We start from the raw sequence: 16,759 nt of genomic DNA on the forward strand, positions 1-16,759 counted from the left end.
CGTCTCCTTCGGCGCGGGCGCGGTGATAAGAACCCGGCGCTCGGACAGTCCTCGCCGCGCAGGGCGCGGCTGCGGAACTCGCGGCGGGCTCTTATCGCCGCGCCCGCGCAGTGCCGTTATCGGCGCCTTGGGCAGCTAGGCGCGGATTGCGGACGGTTTCTCGTCCCAAAACGTCCGGAAGCCGCACGTCAACGGGCAGGGGTGGTGCTCTCCAGCTCCAGCTCTAGCAGCGCACACTTGCGGTCGAGGCCGCCGGCGTAGCCGGTGAGGGAGCCGTCCGCGCCCACCACGCGGTGGCACGGGATGATCACGCTGACGGGGTTCTTGCCCACGGCGGAGCCGACGGCGCGCGGCGAGCTACCCAACGCCGCCGCAAGTTCGCCATACGTGCGCGTTTCCCCATACGGGATGGCGAGAAGCGCGTCCCACACGCGGCGCTGGAACGCGGTGCCGCGCGGCGCCAACGGAACGTCCGCCGCAGACGGACGTTCCTCTGCGAAGTACGCATCCAGCCAGCGGCGCGCAGCAGCCAGCGCGGGCGCCTCAAGCTCCACGTTCTTCTCGCCATCCTCCAGTCCGCGAGCAAAGTAGCGCTGACCGTAGAACCACGCGCCCGCCAGACCGTCACCGTCTGCCGCAAGCAGCATCCTCCCAAGAGGGGACTCGTAGTCGCAGGCGTACATATCGGCCACCAATCCTCCAAGCTGCACTATAAGAGTGCGATTTCCTGAGAAAAACGCGCTGTCCGAGCACATCCTGATGAAAAGGGACTGTCCCTTTTCATCACTCCCAGGTAGGCGGGACGGGGGCGTTGGGCGTGGCCCAGGCGCCCAGGGCCGCATTGGGGTCGGCGTCCAGCGTAAGCGGCGAGAAGGACCCGGCGTTGTAGCTCCTCAGGGCCGCGATCCCGATCATGGCCGCGTTGTCGCCGCAGGCGCGCATGGGCGGCACGGTCACGCGCACGCCGCGCTTCTCGAGCGCCTTCTTGTACGCTGCGCGCAGACCCGGGTTGGCCGCCACGCCGCCGCCGACGCAGAAGTCGGCAACACCGGTCTCCTCCACGGCGGTCACGGCCTTGGCCACCTGAACGTCGATGACGGCCGCCTCGAAGCTCGCCGCAAGGTCGGGCAGGTTGATGGGGCGACCGGCGCGGTTCTCGCCCTCGATGTAGGTGATGACGGCGGTCTTGAGGCCGGAGAGGCTGAAGCTGTAGTCGCCGCTGTGCATCATTGCGCGCGGGAAGTGAATGGCCTTGGGATTGCCCTGCGCGGAGAGCTTGGAGATCACGGGGCCGCCGGGGTATCCCAGGCCGAGCGCCTTGGCCACCTTGTCGAAGGCCTCGCCCACCGCGTCGTCGATCGTGGCGCCGAGAAGAGCGTAGTCGCCCCAGGCGCGCACGTGCACGAGCATGGTGTTGCCACCGGAGACGATGCTCGCCACGAAGGGCGGCTCGAGGTCCGGCGTCTCGAAGAGGTTGGCCATGAGGTGGCCCTCGAGGTGGTGCACGGCAATGAGCGGCAGGTCGGCGGCCGCGCAGAGGCCCTTGGCAAAGGCGACGCCCACCACGAGCGCGCCCACGAGGCCCGGCCCCGCCGTGACGCCCACGGCCGCGAGGTCGGAGGGCGCCAGCGTGTCCACGCCAAAGTGCTCGCCGGCTCGGGCGAGGGTCTCCTCGAAGACGCCCACGATGGCCTCGGTGTGCTTGCGGGAGGCGATCTCGGGCACCACGCCGCCAAAGCGCGCGTGGAAGTCGATCTGCGTGGCGACGACGCTCGCGCACACGACGCCGTGGGAGTCCGTCACGGCCATGGCGGTCTCATCGCAGGAGGACTCGATCGAGAGGATGAGCGGCCCGGCGGCCGCCAGCGCGGCGCGCGCCTCGGGCGAGCGCTCGCCGGGCACGATCGGCCACGGGCGAATCGAGGGCGCCGGCTCCGGACGGCCGTTCTGGATCACGGCGTCCGCCGCGAGCGGCAGCGGCGCGCGCAGGATGAGGGCGTCGTGCGCGGGCTCGCCGGCGGCCGCCGGATAGTAGCCCGGGCGACGGCCCTCCTCCGCGAGACCGAGCACGCCGTAGAGCGCGCGGGCAGGCTCGTTCTTCTCGTCAACCTCGAGCGAGATCGTCTGCGCCCCGAGCATCTGCGCGTCGTAGGCCACGCGGGCCACGAGGCGGCAGGCGATGCCCTCGCGTCGGCGCGCCGCGTCCACGACGACCTCCTCGACCTCGAAGTCAGCCCCCGCGAGCACGCCGCCCGCGAAGCCGATGACGGTCCCCTGGTCGTGCGCGACCCACCAGCTGCGGCCGGGCTGGGAGAGCTCCTCGTAGAACATCCGCTCCGTCCACGGCGTGTGCGCGGAGCCCTCGTAGGCGCTGGCCTCGAGGGCGGCCACGGCGGCGGTGTCGTTCACCGTCATCGGACGCAACTGCAGGTGGATGCCCGCAAGCGCGTCATCCACGCCGGTAAGCTCAACAGTCGCCGGCTTCTTGAGGCCAAGGCGCGTTCGCTCGGCCTCCTCGGCGTCAGAGAGACGGGTGTAGATGGGAAGGACCAGCGCCGGGTCTCCGGGCTGGGCGGACGCGCCTTCAAACACCCCGGCCTCCACGGCAGCGCGCAGAAGCCCCTCTCCCGTGGGGTACCACGCCTCCTCGGGCGAGAAGGACGTGAGCCCCGCAGCCTCAAAGCGCCCGCGGTACTTGACCAGCCCGTTGCCCGTGAGCGTGAGGTCGACGGCGTCGGCACGCCCGACCCAGGCCGTCACGCAGGCATCGGCCTTGAGCACGGTCTCGGCCGGGAAGATGCGGTGTGCGCCAGCCTCGTCCAGCTCGTAGATGCCCGGGTAGACCTCGCCGCGCATGGCGTCGCCCGCCACCGCGAGCGTCCCTCGGGCGCCGGCGGCATGCGCCGACCACGCCATCGCGTCGAGCGCGGAGGTCCCATAAAGTGGCAGGCCTAAGCCGCACGCGAGTCCCTTGGCCGTGGCGATGCCGATCCGCACGCCCGTGAACGAGCCGGGGCCGCGCCCCACGAGTACCGCGTCGAGCTCGCCCATCGAAAGGCCGGCGTCGGCGAGCGCCTCCCGCGCCGTGGTCACGAGCTCCACGTTTGCCTGACGGCGGCAGAGGTGGTCGCGGGCAGCGAGCACCTCCACGACACCGTCCGCGCCCACGCGCCCGACGGCGCACGCCAGCATGTCCGTGGACGTGTCCAGCGCCAGGACGGTCTTCTCGGCAGGTTTGACGTTCTTCTCGCTCATGCGCAGCTCTTCTCGCTCAGGGTTTCAACCTGCTAAGTGTAGCGCGGAGCGATGCTCGCAGGGAATGTTTCAAAACGATGAACCCCACACGTGGTCGCTCTTCACAAAAGCTTTCCTGCGAAAACGCCCGCCGATTAAACTAAAACAGAGACCGCGTGTGGGGTTAGTCCGAGTCTGCCCGGGCGGAAGTGGCCGCATGCTCGCCAGCCACCGCCTCGATCAAACGCACGAGCGGCCAGGCGCGGTTGACCTTGTTGAGCAGCGCCTTGGGCCCCACCACGCACCCCGCCTCGCGCGAGCGGGCGAGAAAAACGTTGACCTGTGCGTCCGTAAGTCCGCAGAGCAGGACAAACTCATCGCACTCCGGCGTCGGCCCCTCATAGGGCATCGGCGTCTGCCGAAACCCCGGAAGCCGCGCGAACGCGCCCGCCGGATCGCCCAGCCGCTCGGGCAGCGCCGTGCGCGCCACCACGCCCATCTCGCGCAGCACCCCGCGGACCGCCGCGCCCTTCTCGGAAGAGGGGTCAAGCCCCCAGAGCACCGCGCACGGCGCGGGCCCCGAGGGCTTGACCTTCTTGCGGGCAGCCTTTTTCTGAGGCTTGCCGGCCATTAGCCGAAGTAGCGCTCGAGCAGGCCCTTGAGAGCCTTGCCGTGGCGGGCCTCGTCACGAGCCATCTCGTGGACGGTGTCGTGGATGGCGTCGAGGTTGTTCTTCTTGGCGCAGGTGGCGAGCTCCGTCTTGCCCTGCGTGGCGCCGAACTCGCAGTCGACGCGCCAGGCGAGGTTGGCCTTGGTGGAGGCCTTCATGTTGGGCTCGAGCTCCTCGCCGAGCAGCTCGGCGAACTTGGAGGCGTGCTCGGCCTCCTCGTAGGCGGCCTTCTCCCAGTACAGGCCGATCTCGGGATAGCCCTCGCGGTGGGCGATGCGGGCCATGCAGAGATACATGCCGACCTCGGAGCACTCGCCGTTGAAGTTGGCCTTGAGCTGCTCGAGGATGTAGGCCTTGTCCTCGTCGGAGATGTCGGGGTTGTCCTTGACGGTCTTGCCGTAGATGCCGTACTCGTGCTCGGCGGCGAGCTTGAGCTCACCCTCGACCTTCTCGAACATGCTGGCCGGAGCCTTGCAGACCGGGCACTCCGCCGGCGGCTCGGCGCCCTCGTAGATGTAACCGCAGACCTTGCAGACCCACTTGTCCATGGTGACCTCCTCGTTGTTGACGTGCGGCGAGGCGTGGCGCCCCGCCGCCCTCTCCTATGCTCTCGGCCCTAGGCCGTAGAAGCCAAACCCTGCTGGCACGCGGGGCAGACGCCGTCGAACTGCAGCGCATGGCCGGTGATCTGATACCCCGTCACCCGCGCGGCAGCCTCGTCGACCTCCCCCAGCACCGGAATCATCACGTCGTCGACGCGCCCGCAGCAGGTGCAGCGCACGTGGTAGTGCGCAAACGCCTGATGGTCAAAGTGGTCGGCGCCGTTGTTGATCTTCACGCGGCCGATCAGGCCCTCGTCCGAAAGCCTGCCCAGTGTACGATAGACCGTGGCGCGGCCGATGCTGGGATGCGAGGCGTGGACGGCCTCATACACCTCGTCAGCGGTGGGATGGTTGGCCAGACGGCGCAGCTCGTCCTCGATAATCGTGCGCTGAACGGTGTTTCTGCCAGACATGCCTCGCCTCCTCTCGTGCTGCGAAGACTATAGCATATTGATACTTGTTCTCAATTGAGATTTTTTCTCAATTTTGGACGAGAAGGACATCCTCCAGCAACCGAGCGCTACAGCGCGGCGAGCAGCTCCTCGCCCCGGGCGTCATGCGCGACGAGGCGGACCTCGCGCGGGGGCTCCTCCCCCGGCGCGGCCTCGTCATCGAGGCGCGTCACGAAGACGTCCACGCGCGCGTCACCGATCTCCTCGGAGAACTGCTCGCCCCACTCGATCGAGCAGACGCCGTCGGCGCCCAGCACGTCGAAGATGCCCGTGTCCTCGAGCTGGTCGGGGTCGTCCAGGCGATAGAGGTCAAAGTGGTAGAGCGGCATCTCGGCGCCCTCGTAGACCATCTCGATGGTGAAGGTGGGGCTCGTGACGTCGCCCTCCACGCCCATGCCCGCGGCGACACCCTTGGTGAGCTGGGTCTTGCCCGCCCCGAGGTCCCCCGTCAGCACCAGCACGTCACCGGGGACGAGCAGGCGCCCCAGGCGCTCCCCCAGCGCGATGGTCTCGTCACGCGAGCACGTCTTGATGATCTTCTCGCTCACCGTACCCCTCCCTCGGGCTCGACGGGATGCTCGGCCAGCCACGCGCCGACCATCCGCAGGTCCGCCTCGAGCAGCGGCTGCCAGTCGGAGTGGTAGATGCAGGCGGCCGGGTGGAAGGTCGGGCAGACCACGAAGTGGCCCGTCTGATAGAGCTGGCCGCGCAGCGACGTCACGCCCTTGTTGGTGCGCAGGACAAACTGCGAGGCGAAGTTGCCCAGGCACACGATGACGTCGGGCCAGATAGAGCGAATCTGCTCGCGCAGGAACGGTGAGCAGGCCTCGATCTCCTCGGGCTTGGGGTTGCGGTTTCCGGGCGGCCGGCACTTGACCACGTTGGCGATGTAGATCTCGTCGCGCGTGAGCCCCGCGCAGCCGAGAAGGGCATCGAGCTTGTGGCCGGCGGCGCCCACGAAGGGCTCTCCCTGCAGGTCCTCGTTGCGGCCGGGGCCCTCGCCGACGAACATCACGCGGGCGCGCGGGTTCCCGACGCCAAAGACGAGGTTGGTGCGCGTTGCGCCCAGCGGGCAGAGCTGGCAGTCGCCCATGAGGTCGCGAATCTCCTGGAGCGAGACCTCGCGCGGCCGCTGGTGCTCGTGACCGGGGATGTGCATGACGGACATGAGGTCGAGCCCCCTTCTCTCCGCGGCCGTGCGACGACCGCCGGACCCGCTAGGTGTAGATCTTCTCAAGGCGCATCCCAAAGTCGCAGACAACCTCATAGTTGATCGTGTTGCGCAGCTGGGCCATCTCGTCCGCGTCGATGGACTCGTTGCCGTCCGTGCCGATGAGGGTGACCACGTCGCCATATTCCACCGGGCGCGACGGGCGGTAGGCGCGGGCGCTGTTGACGTCCACCGCGAACATGAACTGATCCATGCAGATGTTGCCCACCTGCCGGCAGCGCACGCCGCCCACGAGCACGTCCATGTTGTTGGAGAGCTCGCGCGCAAGGCCGTCGGCGTAGCCGATGGGCACCGTGGCGATCTGGATGTTTTGCTTGGGCACGCGATAGGTGAGGCCGTAGCCCACGCCGTCGCCGACGTTGGGGTAGAGCACGCGCACCACGCGGCCTCGAACGCTCATGACCGGCTCGAGCTCGATCCGGGGACGCGTCACGTCGGCGGGGTGCAGGCCGTAGAGGCCGATGCCCACGCGGCACATGTCGAAGTGGCACTCGGGGTGCAGCACGGTGCCGGGCGTGTTGTCGCAGTGGACGAGGCCCGTGTCGAGCCCCGCCCCGCGCAGCGCCTCAACCGTCTCGCGAAAGCGGTTGAGCTGCAGGGCGAAGTCCCAGTCGTCCAGGACGTCGGCCGTGGCGAAGTGCGTGAAGGTGCCCGCGCACTCGAGGCCGCGGTGGAAGTCGATGGTTCGGCGAAGCTCCACGGCATCCTGACGGCGGACGCCGATGCGCGTCATGCCGGTGTCGACCGCCAGGTGATAGCGGGCCACGCGACCTCGCGAGGCAGCGGCCTCGCCCAGCGCAAGGGCGAAGTCGGCCGTGTAGACCGCCGGCATGAGGTCATAGTCGACGAGCGTTCCCACGCAGTCGACGGGGGGCTCGGAGAGGATGAGGACGGGCCACTCGATGCCGCCCTCGCGCAGGGAGATGCCCTCACGCACCGTGGCGACGGCGAACTGGTCTGCCCCGGCGGCGTGCATGGTCTTGGCGCACGGGACGGCACCGTGCCCGTAGGCGTCGGCCTTGACGACGCACATCATCTGCGTGCCGCGCCCGATCTGGCGCCTGAAGGAGGCGGTGTTCCTCCTCAGGGCAGCGAGGTTCACCTCGACCCAGGACCAGCGGGTTTCCGGACTCGCGTGATTGTCCATGTCCTCCTCCTCGCCGCTAGGCCAGCTCGTCCGCTTCCGGATACATGACGTGCTCGTCAACCGCGTCTTGGGCAAGGCCGATCACGTCGATGACGTCGGTTGCCATGACGGCGCGCGTACCCCTCCGCTCGGCGGCCAGCGAACCCGCGTAGCCGTGGACCTCGCAGACATAGGCGGCGAGAAGGGCGAGATCGACGCCGCCGCCGTGCTGGGCGAGGGCCGAGACCATCATGCCCGCCAGCACGTCCCCGGAGCCGGCGGTGGCGAGCGCGGCCGGGCCCGGCTTGGGCATGACCGCGCGCTCCACGCTCACGCAGCCGGTCGCCGTGCCCTTGGTGACGACGACGAGCTCGGAGCCCCCGTCCGACCAGACGATCTTGCGCGCCGCCTCGAGCTGGTCGACGAGCGAGTCGGGCGGGTTGGACGGAAGCCCGACGAGCCGTCCGAGCTCGTGGCGGTGCGGCGTGAGGATGAGGGGCGCGCCGCGGCGCGTGATCTCGGGAAACTCGGGCAGGGCACCGTCGGTGAGACGGGAGAGGCAGTTGAGGCCGTCGGCGTCGACGACGAGGGGCGCGCTGGTCTCGAGCAGCTTCGAAACGATCGCTGAGGTTCCGCTCGTCGTGCGCATTCCCGGACCAACGAGCACGGCCGAGGCGCGCTCGGCGAGCTTGGCCACGACGTCGCGCGCATCGGCCGAGATGGTCCCGTCGGACTCCTCGGGAAGGGGGACCACGGGGATCTCGAGCAGATGGGACTGTGCCACGTAGGCCACCGAGGCCGGGACGGCCAGCGTCACGTAGCCGGCGCCCATGCGCGCGGCGGAGCGGGCGGCCATGATCGCGGCCCCCGGGAAGCGCCTCGACCCGCCAACGACGAGCACCGAGCCACGCGTGAACTTGTCGACCGCCATCGAGGGGGTCGGGAGCACGTCGAGGTAGTCGATGAGGTCGGTCCTCCAGGCAACGGGATCGGCGTCGATGACGAGGCGCTCGGTCTGCTCCGCGAGCGGCGCCACCACGATCGCGCCGCACACGTCACGGCCGTCGTCGGCGAGCAGGCCGGGCTTGAGGGCGAGCATCGTGACGGTCATGTCGGCGACGACGCAGCTCTTCGAGGCGTGCCCGGTCTGGGCCGAGAGGCCGCTCGGAACGTCGACGGAGACCACGCGCGCCGAGCACGCGTTCACGCAGTCGATCCAGATGTCGAAGGGGGCGCGGACGTCCCCGTGAAAGCCCGTGCCCAGCATGCAGTCGAGGACGGCGTCCGCAGTCTCCAGCAGGCTCTCGAGCTCGTCGCGCGAGGGGCCGACCATGGGTTGGATTCCCGCGCGCACGGCGCTCTGGGCGACCTGCCGGGCAAGGTCGCCGGCGAGCTCGTCCGGGTCGACCGGCGTCACGACGGTGACGTTGGCGCCGTGGGCGTGCATCGCCTCGGCGGCGACCCAGCCGTCGCCGCCGTTGTTTCCAAGGCCGGCGAGCACCACGACGTTCTCGACGCCGCCGAGCTCCATGACCTCCTGCGCCGCGGCGCAACCGGCGCGGTGCATGAGCTCGGAGACGCTCACCCCCTCGCGCGTGAGGGCGACCTCGACGCACTTGACGTCCTCGATGTTGAGTACCGGCTGCATGTCATCTACTCCTTCGTAGCGTTCTTCTCGTCACGGCGCTCGTCGATGCCGCTCAGCGCCTCCTCCTGCACGCGCTCGAGCTCGTCGAGCACCGAGCGCGCCTCCTTGAACGAGGTTGCGAGCGCGCGGGCCGCCTCGTCACGGGCCGGCGGCACGGGGCGCACGTCATCGGTCACCGCGATGGCGTTGGCCACGGCAACGTCGTGGGTGTGCGAGATGGAGAGCGCGATCTCACGCACCCCGCGCTCGCGGGCGATCTCGGCGGCACGCCCCGCGAGCACCGCGCGCGGCCGGCCCGACTCGTCGCGCGAGACGGAGACGTCACGCAGGCCAACGCCGTCCGAAAAGCCCGTGCCCAGCGCCTTGAGCACGGCCTCCCGCGCGGCGAACCGTGCGGCATAGTGCTCTGCGGGACGCGCGCTCTTCTCGCAATATGCGCGCTCCTCCTCCGTGAACACGCGCCTCACGAAGTTGGGCCGTCGCGCGATGACGCGCTCCATGCGCTCGATCTCGAGCATGTCCACGCCGATGCCTGCCGTTGCCATAGCTACTCCACCGTAACCGATTTCGCAAGATTGCGGGGCTTGTCAACGTCACACCCGCGGAGAAGGGCAACGTGGCGCGCGAGCATCTGCAGGTGGACCACGGCGACGATGGGAACGAGCAGCTCGTCCGGCACATGGGGAATCCACAGGACATGCTCCACGAGAGAGGCGACGGCCTCGTCGCCGTCCGTGGCAACCGCCACGCACACGGCGCCGCGCGCGATGACCTCCTGGATGTTGGAGACCGTCTTATCGTGGACGCGGTCCTCGGGGACGATGGCGACCACGGGGAAGCCGGGCTCGAGCAGGGCTATGGGCCCGTGCTTCATCTCGCCGGCGGGATAGGCCTCGGCGTGGAGGTAGCTGATCTCCTTGAGCTTGAGCGCGCCCTCGAGGGCCGTCGTCGCGTTGACGCCACGACCGAGGAAGAGGGCGGAGTGCGCACGGCGGAAGAGCTGCGCGGCGCGCTTGTCCTGCCAGGAGCGCGAGATGACTTCGCGAATGAGGTCGGGAATGCGACAGAGGTCCCCGTAGCGACGCTCCACCTCCGCGCGCTCCATCTGACCCTGAGCCTCGGCCAGGCGCAGGGCGAGAAGCGCGCTCGCCACCATCTGGGCCGTGTAGGCCTTCGTAGACGCCACGCACACCTCGGGGCCCGCCTGGACGTAGAGCACGCCGTCGGACTCGCGCGCCGCCGTCGAGCCGAGCACGTTGGTGATCGCAAACACTTTGCACCCCATCCCCTTGAGGCGCCGCGCCGCGGTGAGCGTGTCGGCGGTCTCGCCGGACTGGGTGATGATGACCCCGAGCGTGTGGGGAGTGACCAAGACGTCGTTCTCGTAGTTGAACTCGGAGGCGTAGTCGCAGATGACGGGCACCTTCGCCCACGTCTGGATGAGGGTCCGGGCGATGAGGCTCACGTGATACGAAGTTCCGCAGGCAATGAGGTAGACCCGGTCGACCGAGGCGAGCTCGTCGCCTGTCATGGAGAGCTCATCGAGGGTGACGCCGTGAGCCCCCATGCGGCCGGAGAGCAGGCGCTCGATCGCCTCCGGCTGCTCGGCGATTTCCTTGGCCATGAAGTCGGCGTAGCCGCCGAGCGTGGCCGCAGAGGCGTCCCAGTCGATGTCTATGGTCGAGGGAACGTCGACCTCGGCGCCCTCGGCGTCGAAGACCGTGACCCGCCCTCCCCGCTCCAGCCGAGCGAGCTGGCCGTTCTCAAGCTGGATGACATGAGAGGTGACGCTTGCGAGAGGCGTGACGTCCGAGGCGGCATACGCCCCCTCCGAGGTCGAGGCGACCACGAGCGGGGACCCGTTCCGCGCGCACACAATCTCGCCCGGCGCGTCGGCGCACACCACGGCAAGCGCCCAAGAGCCCTCGAGGCGGCGCACCGCGTTGCGGACGGCCCCCACGAGGTTGCCGGCGGAGGGACCCGCCCAAGCGTCCTCGATGAGGTGGGCGATCACCTCGGAGTCGGTCTCGGAGACGAGCGTGTGACCACCTCTCTGCAGATACGCCCTCAGCTCGCGGTAGTTCTCGATGATGCCGTTGTGAACGACGGCGATGCGCCCGCTGCAGTCCCGGTGAGGATGGGAGTTGCGGTCGGTCGGCGCCCCGTGCGTCGCCCAGCGCGTATGCGCGATGCCCGTCGTCCCGACGAGGTTGGCCGTCTCGCAGCGCTCGACGAGCGTGGCGACACGGCCCGCGCACTTGACGCCGTGCAGGGCGCCGTCGGTCCCCAGCACCGCGACGCCCGCGGAGTCATATCCCCGATACTCGAGCGTCTTGAGACCCTCGAGCAGGTAGCCAATTGCCTGGCTACTGCCGGTATAGCCAACGATTCCGCACATGCGGAGCCTCCTCGTGTCTGCGTCTGGGGCACGTCACGATTCTAGCAGCCCGAGGGGCGACGTGGCGTTTTCTCACCTAGGCTTGAAACGGCTTGAGCGCCTCGAGCACGATGGCGTTGGCCTTGCGGCAGAGCTCGTCGGTCGGCGCCTCGGCGAGGGTGCGCACGAGCGGCTCGGTGCCGGACGCGCGCACGAGCACGCGGCCCTGACCGGCAAGGAACTCCTCGGCCTGCTTGACGGCGGCAAGGACGCCCTCGTCGCTCATGGCGGCGTCCTTGTCGCTCACGCGCACGTTGACGAGCTCCTGGGGGTAGAGCTTCACCGGGGCGCACAGCTGCGAGAGCGTCTCGCGCTCGGCCCGCAGGACCTCCATGATGCGCAGAGAGGTCATGATGCCGTCGCCGGTGCACTCGATGTCGCCAAAGATGATGTGGCCGGACTGCTCGCCGCCCAGGCTGTAGCCGTTCGCGCGCATGCAAGCATAGACGTTCTTGTCGCCCACCGCGGTCGTCTCGTAGGAGAGGCGCGCCTCGTCGAAGGCCTTGAACAGGCCGTAGTTGCTCATGACCGTGGGGACCACGGTGCCGGCGGTGAGCCGACCGTGCTTGTTGAGGTAGACGCCGCAGATGTAGAGGATCAGGTCGCCGTCGACGACGTTGCCACGCTCGTCCACGGCAAGGCAGCGGTCCGCGTCCCCGTCGTAGGCAAAGCCCACGTCGAGGCCCTGCTCGACCACGTGTCGGCGCAGGCGGTCGATGTGGGTGGAGCCGCAGTCCACGTTGATGTTGAAGCCGTCGGGGCTGTTGTTGATCACACGGACGTCGGCGCCAAGGGCGTCGAAGACGGGCTTGGCCACGGAGGAGGCCGCGCCGTTGGCGCAGTCGAGGCCGACCTTGACTCCCTGGAGCGAGAAGTTCGCGCTCGCGATGAGGTGCGCGATGTAGCGGTTGCGACCCTGCATGTAGTCGACCGTGCAGCCGATGGCGTCTCCGGTCGCCAGCGGCACCTCGCTCTTGCCGTCGATGTAGTCCTCGATGAGCTCGAGGACGTCCTCGTCCATCTTGTAGCCCTCGTCGTTGACGAGCTTGATGCCGTTGTCGGTGTAGGGGTTGTGGGAAGCGGTGATCATGACGCCGCAGTCAAACGCGCCGTCGACGACCTCGTAGGAGACGCCGGGCGTGGGAATGACGTGAAGCATGTAGGCGTCCGCGCCAGAGGCCACCAGGCCCGAGACCAAGGCGGACTCGAACATGTAGCTCGAGCGGCGCGTGTCCTTGCCCAGCACGATGCGGGCCTTCCTGCCCTGCCGCGCCCCGTAGTACCAGCCCACGAAGCGGCCGATCTTGTAGGCGTGCTCGACGTTGAGGCCCTCGTTGGCAACGCCACGGAAGCCGTCGGTGCCAAAGTACTTCATTGCCGTCCCCTTTCGCGCGCGGAACGCCCGGCATGGCCGAGCGGCATAATCCTCGTCCTATCCTACTCTCGACGAGCGCCCCGGCCCCGCGTTTCGTGCCCTTTTACAAAAAATGGACCCCCGGACGAAACCGAGGGTCCATGATGGCGCAACAAACGTGCCGTTAGCGCTTGGAGAACTGCGGGCGCTTGCGGGCCTTCTTGAGGCCGTACTTCTTGCGCTCGACCGCGCGCGGGTCACGGGTGAGGAAGCCGGCCTTCTTGAGGTCCTCACGATACTCGCCGGCGTCGAGAAGGGCGCGGGCGATGCCGAGACGCAGCGCGCCGGCCTGGCCGGTGATGCCGCCGCCGTCGCAGTTGGCGAGGACGTCAAAGCGCTCGGCGGTCTCGGTCAGGCGCAGCGGGGCAACGGCGTTGTCCACGAGCTGCTGACGGCCAAAGTACTCGATGGCCTCGCGGCCGTTCACGACGACCTTGCCGGTGCCGGGGACGAGACGGACGCGGGCGACGGCCTCCTTGCGGCGACCGGTGCCGGTGTAAACAACGGTGTTCTCAGCCATCGGTTAGGCCCTCCAATCGATCTGGACGGGGTTCTGGGCCGTGTGCGGGTGCTCGGGGCCGGCGTAGACCTTGAGCTTGGTGCCCTGCTTGCGGCCGAGGGTGGTCTTGGGGAGCATGCCCTTGATGGCGTGCTCGACGACGCGCTCGGGGTGCTTCTCCATGGCCTCGCGGAAGCTCTCGAGCTTGAGGCCTCCGAGGTAGCCGGAGTAACGCCAGTACTGCTTGTGGTCAGCCTTGACGCCCGTGAGGACGACCTTGTCGGCGTTGATGACGACGACGAAGTCACCGGTGTCGGCGTTGGGGGTGTACTGGGGCTTGTTCTTGCCACGAAGGATCATGGCAGCCGTGGTGGCCAGACGGCCGAGCGTCGCGCCCTCAGCGTCGATGAGCACCCACTTGCGCTCGACTTCGCCGTTCTTGGCGAACTGAGTCGACTTCTTCACTTGACTCCTCCTACGTACCTACGTGATGGCGGCTTCTGGACAAACCGCCGTGCTTTCGTATCAGAGATTACGGGGCTCTGTGGAAAAGCTGTAAGAGTATAGCGCATTGCGCCGCCGCTGAGCTGGAAATTATCACGCACACAAGCCGCACAAACGCCTGGGCGCGCGAACCGCACCCCTCAAGCGCTAACATGCACAGCTCCGGAAACGCCATTTTCCGACCTGCGGATATATGAAAGTTAACGGAACTGTGCATGTTATCCGCGCGAGATCGCACGCCCGTCAGCCGAGAAGCGCCACCCGCAGCGCGGCCTCGCGCACATCAACGCGCGCAAACCGCACGCTCACGCGCGGGGCGCCATGGGCCTCGGCCACCATCTCTGCCAGCAGGCGCTCGCCCGCGGGCGCCCAGGTCTCGACCGCGGGGGCCTCCTCGAAGAGCCACGCCGCCGTCCCCGGAGCGGGCTCGCCGTCCTCGAGCTCCTCGCGGCTTGTCACCTCGACCAGCTCCAGGCCCTTTTCGCCCGCCCAGGCGCGCACGGCCTCGGGGCGACCCTCGACCGTCGCCCGCAGCGTCACGCAGCGATGCGGCTCGAAGCCCTCGTAGCTGCCGCGCGCCGGCTCGACGAGCAGCACCGTCTCCCCGTCACGGCACGCGCACGAGCACGCCGTCGAGACGTGGCCGCCCGCCGTGGCTCCGTCGTCCTCGAACTCCACGTAACGGCTCTCCCCCGCCACGGGCCAGAAGTCAACGACGCGCCGCGTGCGGTCGAGGCCGCGCGGGTTGAGCGGGCCCGCGGGGCGCGGGTTGTTGTGCGGCTCCCACCTCGGCACGATCGAGCCGCCGCGCACGAACAGCGGCAGCTTCCACAGCGGCGCGTCAAAGCCGTCGAGCACCTGCCCGCCGCGATGCCGCGCCCCGGAGAAGAAGTCGAACCACACGTCATCCGGTCCGCCGGGAAGGTAGATGCCGTCGCGGACGTCGTTTCCGACGGCGTCGGCGCGCGTGTCGCGATAGATGGGCGCCACGAGCAGGGCGTCCCCGAGGAGAAACTCGTACTTCTCGGCCATCTCGCCGCGCGCCCGCTCGTCTGCCAGCAGCACCGAGCGGACCATGGGCAGGCCGAGGTCGTCGTTGCCCTCCCAGCCCTCGACGCAGGAGGCCGATGCCGCGCAGGTGCGCAGATAGGACATCAGCGCGCTCTTGAGCTTGAGGTACATGCGGCAGATTCCCGTGTGGGGGTCGCCGCCCGCGTAGGGCAGCTTGGGAAGCGCCCCCCAGCCGTCCATGTCGAGCATGATGGGCGTGAGGGCCTTCCACTGGAAGTCGCGCGTCGCCACGAGGGCGTTGCCCCCGAAGATGCCGTCCAGGTCGGAGGCCACGTTGGGGTTGCCCGAGAGGCCCTGCCCGATGTAGGTGGGCACGTGCATGCGAACGTACTCCCACCCAGACCCGTCCTGGTCTCCGGACCACACCGCCGCGTAGCGCTGCGTGCCCGCCCAGCCGTCCAGCGTGAGGACGAAGGGAAGCTGGCCCGTGCGCTCGAAGAGCATCTCGTGGCCCTGACGGGTGGCGTTGAGGCCAAAGGAGTAGCCCTCCCCGACCCACTCCTCGTCGGTCTTGAGCGCGCGGACGCCCGCGCGGGACACCTCCGCCGCAAAGTCGCGCAGGTTCTGCCAGGTGACGTCCGGATTGGGCGAGGGCGTGATCTGCGACTGGGCCCACAGGCCCACCTCCACGCCGCGCTCGTTGGCATAGGCCGAGAAGGACGCGAGGTTCTCCACGTTGGCCGCGATGGCGGCCAGGCGCTCGGGCGAGCTCTCCCCGTCCGCGCCCACGCCGCCCGTCATCTCGTAGCCGTTGTGACCGTAGCCGGCCCCGTAGCCGTCGTTGGGCAAGATCCAGCCGAGGGGCATGTCGTGCGCGGCGTGCTCGTCGATGACGGCACGGGCGGAGAACTCGTGGGGCGTCTGCCCGCGGTACCTCTCGGCCGAGGCAACGAGCACCTCGTCGGGACCGTTGAGCGACTCGGCAAGGTGCCCCTCGGGAACCACGTAGCCGCGTAGGCGCCCGAGCTCGTAGCGCGTCTCGCCCGGCCCGTCCGCCGGCGCCGATCCGCGCACGACCCACTCCTGGGCGCCCTCCCGCGGCTCGCGCGACCATGCGTCGCGGTTGTATGCGTTGAGATGCCCCAGGTAGAAGGCAAAGTCGGGCAGCAGCGCGGGAGCGCCCGTCACCTTGAAGTAGGCGCGAAGGATCGACTGGGCGACCTTCCGCAGGCCCGCGCCGGGGTCTTCGGCGACGAGCAGGTACGCGTCAAAGACGGAGTCCTCGTGGGAGCAGGCGAGCGCCCCGTCCGTGGCGCCAAGGTCGTAGACGCCCGGGGCAAACGTACTTCTCAGCACGCCATACCCGACGCTCGACCAGAAAAACGGGCTCGGGGAGGCCACGCCGCCATCGCCCCACTGGTTGCTGTTCATGGGCGTGGAGACGATGCGCACGACCCTGCCCGTCTGCTCGGCGTAGCCGTTTTGCGTGCCGCCGCCAAAGATGCGCTCGCCTGGGGCTCGCTCGAGCGTCTGCGTGGAGAGGCCCGTGCCGAGTTCCACCGGGGCCGCCTCGCGCATGACGGCGCGACCGCGACGGCGCAGCGTCATGCGGCCGTCCGCCTTGGCGAGAAGGACCTCGGTCCCGCCGGCGGAAACCGCGAGCGCGTCGCCCTCGTCGCGCACGGCGGCGACGGGATGAGCGTAGACGTCGGACTCGTCGGGCTGGGCCTGGATGCGCGTGACATGCTCCGGCGAGAGAGGGCGTGCATACGGCGCGAACTCACCTGCCGGGTCGATGGTCACCCGAACGATGGTCTCGTCGAGAAAGGCGATGCGACAGGGCAGGCCCTTCTCGCCGAAACTCACACGAACGTCAGTCACGTACCGCTCCTCCGTTGGTCGGGGACATTCTGCTAGTTGGGGACTGTCCC

The 16,759-nt window shown here is 68.9% G+C and carries 15 protein-coding genes; all 15 read right to left on the minus strand.

The genetic code is table 11. The annotated features are described in order from the left end of the window. Positions 1-188: 188 nt before the first annotated feature. Entirely contained in the window at positions 189-683 is a 495-nt protein-coding gene (locus B5F85_RS04840) for a methylated-DNA--[protein]-cysteine S-methyltransferase (protein WP_087315001.1), read from the minus strand. A gap of 100 nt (positions 684-783) precedes the next feature. After that, positions 784-3,255, minus strand: a complete 2,472-nt coding sequence (tsaD, locus tag B5F85_RS04845) for a tRNA (adenosine(37)-N6)-threonylcarbamoyltransferase complex transferase subunit TsaD (protein ID WP_087314923.1) — start codon at positions 3,253-3,255, stop codon at positions 784-786. Positions 3,256-3,418: 163 nt separating this feature from the next. After that, entirely contained in the window at positions 3,419-3,865 is a 447-nt protein-coding gene (locus tag B5F85_RS04850) for a DUF3783 domain-containing protein (protein WP_087314925.1), read from the minus strand. Beyond that, positions 3,865-4,452 (minus strand): NADH peroxidase, encoded by a 588-nt coding sequence (locus tag B5F85_RS04855; RefSeq protein WP_087314927.1) that lies wholly within the window; start codon positions 4,450-4,452, stop codon positions 3,865-3,867. Before B5F85_RS04855 ends, B5F85_RS04850 begins: the two co-directional genes overlap by 1 nt. Before the next feature lie 68 nt (positions 4,453-4,520). Continuing rightward, positions 4,521-4,919, minus strand: a complete 399-nt coding sequence (locus B5F85_RS04860) for a transcriptional repressor (protein WP_087314929.1) — start codon at positions 4,917-4,919, stop codon at positions 4,521-4,523. Positions 4,920-5,026: 107 nt separating this feature from the next. Next, a complete protein-coding gene (gene tsaE / locus B5F85_RS04865; protein WP_087314931.1) occupies positions 5,027-5,506 on the minus strand; it encodes a tRNA (adenosine(37)-N6)-threonylcarbamoyltransferase complex ATPase subunit type 1 TsaE in 480 nt (159 codons plus the stop codon). After that, on the minus strand, positions 5,503-6,126 hold the full coding sequence (locus tag B5F85_RS04870; protein ID WP_087314933.1) for a uracil-DNA glycosylase: 624 nt from the start codon (positions 6,124-6,126) through the stop codon (positions 5,503-5,505). Before B5F85_RS04870 ends, tsaE begins: the two co-directional genes overlap by 4 nt. A 49-nt stretch (positions 6,127-6,175) precedes the next feature. Next, positions 6,176-7,336: an alanine racemase gene (gene alr / locus B5F85_RS04875; RefSeq protein ID WP_087314935.1), complete on the minus strand. Its 1,161-nt coding sequence runs from the start codon at positions 7,334-7,336 to the stop codon at positions 6,176-6,178. Positions 7,337-7,352: 16 nt separating this feature from the next. Continuing rightward, a complete protein-coding gene (locus tag B5F85_RS04880; RefSeq protein ID WP_087314937.1) occupies positions 7,353-8,963 on the minus strand; it encodes an NAD(P)H-hydrate dehydratase in 1,611 nt (536 codons plus the stop codon). Positions 8,964-8,968: 5 nt separating this feature from the next. After that, positions 8,969-9,508 carry a holo-ACP synthase gene (gene acpS, locus B5F85_RS04885; protein ID WP_087314939.1) on the minus strand — a complete coding sequence of 180 codons (540 nt, stop codon included), beginning with the start codon at positions 9,506-9,508 and terminating at the stop codon, positions 8,969-8,971. 2 nt (positions 9,509-9,510) lie between these two features. Then, positions 9,511-11,361 (minus strand): glutamine--fructose-6-phosphate transaminase (isomerizing), encoded by a 1,851-nt coding sequence (gene glmS / locus B5F85_RS04890; protein WP_087314940.1) that lies wholly within the window; start codon positions 11,359-11,361, stop codon positions 9,511-9,513. Between the two features lie 76 nt (positions 11,362-11,437). Further along, the gene (glmM, locus tag B5F85_RS04895) at positions 11,438-12,775 is read right to left on the minus strand and encodes a phosphoglucosamine mutase (protein ID WP_087314942.1); all 1,338 of its coding nucleotides are present in this window, start codon (positions 12,773-12,775) and stop codon (positions 11,438-11,440) included. A 163-nt stretch (positions 12,776-12,938) separates the two neighbouring features. After that, on the minus strand, positions 12,939-13,334 hold the full coding sequence (gene rpsI, locus B5F85_RS04900; protein WP_087314944.1) for a 30S ribosomal protein S9: 396 nt from the start codon (positions 13,332-13,334) through the stop codon (positions 12,939-12,941). Positions 13,335-13,337: 3 nt separating this feature from the next. Then, entirely contained in the window at positions 13,338-13,778 is a 441-nt protein-coding gene (rplM, locus tag B5F85_RS04905; RefSeq protein ID WP_087314946.1) for a 50S ribosomal protein L13, read from the minus strand. A 282-nt stretch (positions 13,779-14,060) separates the two neighbouring features. After that, positions 14,061-16,709 (minus strand): TIM-barrel domain-containing protein, encoded by a 2,649-nt coding sequence (locus tag B5F85_RS04910; protein ID WP_087314948.1) that lies wholly within the window; start codon positions 16,707-16,709, stop codon positions 14,061-14,063. Positions 16,710-16,759 lie beyond the last annotated feature (50 nt).

The organism is Olsenella sp. An293, assembly GCF_002159495.1.
In the GTDB taxonomy this organism is placed as follows: Bacteria; Actinomycetota; Coriobacteriia; order Coriobacteriales; family Atopobiaceae; genus Thermophilibacter.